Annotated in this window: 4 protein-coding genes; 1 reads left to right on the top strand and 3 read right to left on the bottom strand. The window is 68.8% G+C overall.

Translation table 11 applies throughout. The features are described 5' to 3' along the window. Window positions 1-123: 123 nt before the first annotated feature. The 3 genes from ACFOYY_RS20825 to ACFOYY_RS20815 all read right to left on the bottom strand — a co-directional run bounded on the left by ACFOYY_RS20825 (window position 124) and on the right by ACFOYY_RS20815 (window position 4,233). The gene (locus ACFOYY_RS20825) at window positions 124-1,107 is read right to left on the bottom strand and encodes an RNA polymerase subunit sigma-70 (protein WP_386190962.1); all 984 of its coding nucleotides are present in this window, start codon (window positions 1,105-1,107) and stop codon (window positions 124-126) included. Window positions 1,108-1,117: 10 nt separating this feature from the next. Then, entirely contained in the window at window positions 1,118-1,909 is a 792-nt protein-coding gene (locus ACFOYY_RS20820) for an SDR family NAD(P)-dependent oxidoreductase (RefSeq protein ID WP_386190959.1), read from the bottom strand. A gap of 233 nt (window positions 1,910-2,142) precedes the next feature. After that, window positions 2,143-4,233 carry a glycosyl hydrolase family 18 protein gene (locus ACFOYY_RS20815; RefSeq protein WP_386190955.1) on the bottom strand — a complete coding sequence of 697 codons (2,091 nt, stop codon included), beginning with the start codon at window positions 4,231-4,233 and terminating at the stop codon, window positions 2,143-2,145. Window positions 4,234-4,857: 624 nt separating this feature from the next. On the opposite strand from ACFOYY_RS20815, the gene ACFOYY_RS20810 reads away from it, so the two are divergent. Beyond that, window positions 4,858-5,295 (top strand): hypothetical protein, encoded by a 438-nt coding sequence (locus ACFOYY_RS20810; RefSeq protein WP_386190952.1) that lies wholly within the window; start codon window positions 4,858-4,860, stop codon window positions 5,293-5,295. Window positions 5,296-5,821 lie beyond the last annotated feature (526 nt).

Below are 5,821 nucleotides of genomic sequence, written 5' to 3'. Positions count from 1 at the left end.
AGTCTCAGGTGCGGCAGCAGGCCACCGGGCTCGATCCTCCCCATACAGCGAAGTCTCGCACCCGAAGATCCCGCCCTGAAGATGGGGGAGTGTCCTTGGCACAAAAAGCGACGAATCGGGCTTTCAGCGAGGCATGGCCAGCACGGGCGGCAGGCCGAACGCGGGGAAGAGGCGGGTGTCGAAGGTGGTGATCTCCGCCACGGCGCCGTCCTCGATCCGCAGGACGTCGATCTTGAACGCCTTGAACTCCGTCTCCCCTGGCGCCCTGAGGTAACTGGCCGCGGCCGGCATCCGGTTCGCGGCGACCGGCAGCAGCCGCCACTCTCCGGGGTCCGTCAGCCCCCGCTGGATCAGCGGCGCGATCATGGCCAGTCCGTCGTAGCACATGGGCAACGGCGGCATCGTGATCCGGATGTCCTCGCGCATCAGGGCGAGCGCGGCGTCGGCGTCGGCCCGCTCGTGCGCCTCGATGAGGCGCCTGAGCAGCTCCCGTTCCGTCTCGCTCGGCGGCCGGGGGGCCGGCCGTACCGGGTGGTGCTCCCTGACCGTGGCGCGGGCCCGCTGCAGCGCGCTGTTGGCGGAGGCGACCGTCGTGTCCAGGGCCGCCGCGGTCTCGGTCGCCGACCATTCGAGCACGTCACGCAGGATGAGGACCGCCCGCTGCTTCGGCGGCAGGAGCTGGATCACCGCGAGGAAGGCCAGCTCGATCGTCTCCCTGGTCACCAGGACGGCGTCGGGCTCGGTCTCGCCCGGCGCCACCTGGTCGAGCAACCGGTCGGGGTACGGCTGCAGCCACGGCAGGTCCGCGAAGGACGTGGCCGAGCGCGCCCCGCGCCGGGAGTGGTCGATGCACGCGTTCGTGGCGATCTTGTAGAGCCAGGCCCGGAAGAGCGCGTTTCCCTCGAAACCATCCCTTCCGCGCCAGGCCCTCAGGAACGTCTCCTGGACGACGTCCTCGGCCTCGTCGAAGGAGCCGAGCATCCGGTAGCAGTGCACGTGCAACTCCCGGCGGTGCCGCTCGACGACGGTGGCGAACGCCGTCTCGTCCCCCGCGAGGGCGGCCGTGACGAGCGTGTCCTCGCCGGTTTCCTGGTGACCTGTCCGCACGGGTACGAACCTAACCCGCGACCAGGCCGCAGGAGACGTTGACGGTCGTGCCGGTGATCCCGGCGGCCCTGTCCGAGGCCAGGAAGGCCAGGGTCTCGGTGACCTGGGCCAGCCTGGGCATGCGCCCGAGCATGGTCATCCCGGCCATCGCCCTCTCGAACGCCTCGGGGTCGAAGTCGGTCAGCCCGCCGTTCACCTCGACGACCTTCTCGCGCGTCAGGGTCTCGATGACCCCGGCCGTGTGCAGGCCGACGACCCGCACCCCGCTCGGTCCGGTCTCGGCGGCCAGGTAGCGCAGGAACGTCTCGACCGCCGCGTCCGCCGGGCCGGTGCTGCCCATCATCGGGGCCGTTCCCCGGGAGGAGCCGCTGGTGATCGTCATGACGACCCCGCCACCCCTGGTGGCCATGTGGCGGGCGGCGACCCTGGCGGTGAGGAAGTTCGTCAGCAGGCCGTTCACGACGGCCGTGGTGAGGTCCTTGGCCGACATGTCGACCAGCGGGACGCCCTGCACGTCCCCGCGGGTGATCAGGTTGAGGGACACGTCCACCCCACCGGCCCGGGAGACGACGGACCGGAAGTGTTCCTCGACCGAGTGCTCGTCGAGCGCGTCGACCTGGTCGACCTCGGCGAGGCCGCCCGCCTCGGTGATGTCCGCCGCGACCGCGTCGAGCGACGCGCGGGTGCGTCCGGCGAGGAAGACCCTGGCGCCCTCCCTGGCGAAGGTCCTTGCCGCGCCGCCGCCGATGCCGCCGCCCGCGCCGTAGATGATGACGTTCTTGTCCCGCAGAATCTGTGTCATGCCCCTGTAACGGGGGCTCGGGCGCGAACTCATCGGTGCGACGAAACTTTTTTCTCCGGATTTTTCGGGAGATGTCCCAGGGACCTCCCGAGGGCTCCCGAGTCCCGAGTCCCGGCTCTCGGCTCTCGGCTCTCGGCTCTCGGCTCTCGGCTCTCGGCTCTCGGAAACGACGAGGGCCGTCGCACCGGATCCGGTGCGACGGCCCCTGTGGGCTGTCAGGCCTCAGACGAGCGTCAGGAGATGCTGAAGTCGTCGGCGTAGACGTTGCCCTGGCCGTACCAGCCGTGGACGGAGATCTTCACCGTGCCGGAGGAACCGGTGGTGAAGGGCACCGAGACCTGGCTCCAGCCGCCGGAGGAGGTCCAGGCGCTGCCGGTCGCGCCGCCGGAGACGTTGAGGAAGGCGTAGTTGCCCTGGACCCAGCCCTTCAGCGTGTAGCTGTGGTTGGGGGTCAGCGTCACCGTCTGGGAGCACTCACCGGTCTGGCTGTTCGTCGCCGCGACCTGCAGGGCGTGGGTGCCGCCGTGGGCCGGGGAGCTGACCACGGTGCCGCCCGACTGGCAGTTCCAGGGGCTGAGCGAGCCCGACTCGAAGTCACCGTTGGCCACCGTGCCACCGGGGTTGGCGCCACCGACCGTGAGGGTGTAGGTGGCGGTGTGGGTCGCCGAGGCGCCCGTTCCCGTGACGGTGACCGTGTAGGTGCCCGGGGTCACCGACGAGGTGGTGGCCAGCTTCAGCGAGGAGGAGCCGCCCGCGGTGACCGAGGCGGGGGTGAAGGTCGCGGTCGCACCGGCGGGAAGCCCGGTCGCGGCGAGGTTGACCGTCTGCGCCGAACCACTGGTGACGGCGGTGTTGACCGTCGTCGTCGTCGCGTCCCCGGCGATCACCGTGCCGGTGGCAGGGGAGAGCGAGATCGAGTAGTCGTCGTTCGACGTGCCCTTCACCGTGAGGTTGTAGGTCGCGGTGTGGTTGCCGGAGGCCGCCGTGCCGGTGACGGTGATCGGGTAGACGCCCGGGGTCACCGACGAGGTGGTGGCGAGCTTCAGCGAGGAGGAGCCGCCCGCGGTGACCGAGGCGGGGGTGAAGGTCGCGGTCGCACCGGCGGGAAGCCCGGTCGCGGCGAGGTTGACCGTCTGCGCCGAACCACTGGTGACGGCGGTGTTGACCGTCGTCGTCGCCGTCTCACCCGGGTTGACCGAGCCGGAGGCAGGGGAGACCGCGACCGAGAAGTCGTCGGACGGGTTCTGACTGCCGCTGGTGAACGGAGCGAAGGCCTGGCTGAAGTACCAGGTGCTCTGCTCGATGCCGGAGCAGCTGTCGGAACCGCCGGTCCCGGGGCAGCCGCCGTTGTCACGCTGGAGCGCCCAGAACGACAGGTAGGCGAGGTTCTTGCTGATCGCCCAGTTCAGCACGGGGGCGGCGTCCTCGACCCTGAACGTCTCGGCGGGACCGAAGTCGTCGATGCCGATCATCTCGATGACGCCGATCATTCTCCACAGCTGGTCCGACGTCTTGTTCGGGTACAGCTGCGCCAGCTGGTCGTGCAGGCCCTGGGCCGCGGTCTTCGTGTCGTTGGCCATGTTGTGGCTGGCGTTGTCGTAGTAGTCGAACGTCATGATGTTGACGATGTCGATCTTGGCGTTGTTCGCCACCGCGTTGCGCAGTACGGCCAGGCCGCTGTCGGCCAGACCGCTGGTCGTGGTGGGCAGGGTGTAGGCGAACTCGATCTTCTTGCCGTTGGCGGCGGCCCAGTCCTGGACCTGCTTGATCGCCTTGTTGCGGCGGTCGATTCCGGCGCTGTTGGTCAGCGAGTTGTCCTCGATGTCGAGGTCGATCCGGGTGACGCCGTAGGTGTTGATGACGTTCTGGAAGACCGCGGCGATCGAGTTGACGTTGGTGCAGCTGTCGGCGATCTCGGTGCCGGTGTTGTCGGCCGTGTAGCCGCCGAACGACGGGATGACGTCGCCGCCCGCCGCCCTGATCTTGTTGATCGAGGCGCCGAAGGTGGAGGTCGAGATCGGCATGCTGGTGTCGCCGTTCCAGTAGGCCGTGCACGACCCCTTGGTCGCGGCCTGCAGGAACGCCATGGTCAGGTGCTTGGCACCGGACTGCTGGGAGAGCGTCGCCGGGTCCTCACCGGTCCACGCCTCGAAGTAGGGGGCGAAGACCCGCTCGGGCAGGCCTGCGGCTGCGGCCTTGACGGGGGCGGTGGCCTTGTCCGGAGTGGCGCTCGCGGCCGTGGTGCCCATGGCGGTGACGCCGAGCACCGTGACGGCGGTGGTGACAGCCGCCAGGGCAGCACGAAGCGATGTTCTTAGGTGCATTGCAGACTCCCGTAACAGAAGTCAGGCGGGACCCAGCGGGCCCCGGGATGGGGGGGTGGCGCATCCGGCAGGCCGATGCCGTGTCTGATGCGTGGTTCAACGCAGAGTTGGGAGAACGGGTTGCGGATCCGCGTGTGACCTAATGGTTGGATCAGCCCGTATCTTTTGTCAAGTTTCTTAACAATTCCCGCCGGTAAGTTTCTTAACGATTTCCCGGCAGCCGCTCTGACCTGGCCTTATACCGCTCACCCGGAGCCGGAGACCCGCGTTATCAGCGGGGGGTGAACAAGCGTGTACACCCGGGGACATCGCCCCCGCCGACGGTCACGGAGCGTGACCGTCGGCGGTGTGCCACACGGCCTCCTCGCCCGGTGTCGGCGTCCGGTGCGGCCGGGGGTGTTTCCGGGTCGGGGAAAATGCGGGAAAGGGTGCCGGAAGAACAATCTGGTCAGTCCCGATTCCGGTTTCCTGACGCCTTTGCCGGACATGGCGGACGGCCATCCGGTAGGGAACCCGTACGGATTATCCGGAAAAGCGTAGGAGATGCGTAGACAAAGGTTGAAAAATGGTGGTTCAGAAGTTTGATGAAGAAAGTAGGGATCTCCAGCGGAAAAGGCGGTTGCGATGGTCCGCTCAGAACCGATCGGCTTCTCGCTCGCCGGTGGCCTGTTCGCCACCGTCACCGCGACGGCGGTCGCGTCGTTGCTCTTCACCCCGGGGCAGGTCCGCGGGCGGCTGCTGGTCATGGCGATCGCCGTCGGCGGTCAGGCCCTGCGCACGCCCCGCTGGCCCGCCGCCCTGGCCACCGCCGTCCTGGCGTGGCTGCTCGCCACCGGGTTCCTGGTCAACACCGAGGCCGAACTCACCCTCGACGGCCATGACCTGCTGCGACTGTTCCTGCTGCTGCTCATCGCGGCCCTGGCCGCAGGCGTCAGAACCGTGGCCGACCGCCTGAGCCTCCCCTCCGCCGGGGCCGTCGGTGCCCCCGGGGCCGCCGGTGCTCCCGGGGCCGCCGGTGCTCCCGGGGCCGCGAAGACCGTGGAGTCCATGGGGGACGCCTGACCCCTATGGCCCCCTGGGCCACCCCGGGACGCTCAGGTTCGGTCGCCGGTGTGGCCACCTTCGGAGCGGGGCCCCGGTGGTACCGGACGGCCGGGGGACAGCGACGCCCCGGCCGTCCGGTGGTCATGGCGCCGTCCGGAAACACAGGCCGGGCGGCATGTTTTCCACACGCCCGCGAATACGATCTCCTTGACTGGATCTTGACATTCGAATGTCATCGTCACGAGGTGAGAAACAGCCATTTATCGCGGATTTTCTGCCAGGCCGGTGGGTGTCCGGCGATCGACGGGAACCATCGGGGCCCGGCGGCCGACTACTCGGATGTCCACCGTCCAGATCCACTGTCCAGAACCGGAGACAGGCCACACGCCTCCTCCGGGGAGAAAGGAGGATCGTCCATGGTCAAGAAGACGCTCGACATCGTGGCCCGCAGGAAGAAGACCCGCAGCCGCCTGCTGAACAACCACGGCTGACAGGGCTGAGCCAGTCATGGACGGTCGCCGCCGGGCTCTCCCGGCGGGGGCCG

It is taken from the genome of Streptosporangium jomthongense (genome assembly GCF_042650425.1).
GTDB lineage: Bacteria > Actinomycetota > Actinomycetes > Streptosporangiales > Streptosporangiaceae > Streptosporangium.
The sequence above is the reverse complement of the archived record's forward strand: the minus strand, read 5'-3'. Positions and strand labels throughout refer to the sequence as shown.